The following is a 330-nucleotide window of genomic DNA, read 5'->3' on the forward strand; positions in this document are numbered from 1 at the left end:
GCTGTTTCTGCGTCTCTTTTTCCGTGAGAGCTATCCCTTCACCACGGAGAAAGTCTATCTCTCACAAATTCCGGGACTGGTAAACATGGCGCTGTACGTTTCGCCGATTGTTTCCGGTGAGGTTATCCGTTCCCGTGGCGGCTCCACCTCTGAATTTACGCCGGGATATGTCAAGCCGAAGCATGAAGTGAATCCGCAGATGACCCTGCGTCGCCTGCCGGATGAAGATCCGCAGAATCTGGCGGACCCGGCTTACCGCCGCCGTCGCATCATCATGCAGAACATGCGTGACGAAGAGCTGGCCATTGCTCAGGTCGAAGAGATGCAGGC

Annotated in this window: 1 protein-coding gene; it reads left to right on the plus strand. The window is 55.8% G+C overall.

Features of this window, described 5'->3' with window-relative positions:
• Nucleotides 1-330 (plus strand): major capsid protein (locus J0A65_RS26725; protein WP_206597195.1); only part of this gene is annotated, 330 nt, incomplete at both ends.

The sequence above is a fragment of the Bowmanella yangjiangensis genome (assembly GCF_017255015.1).
Classification (GTDB): Bacteria; Pseudomonadota; Gammaproteobacteria; order Enterobacterales; family Alteromonadaceae; genus Bowmanella; species Bowmanella yangjiangensis.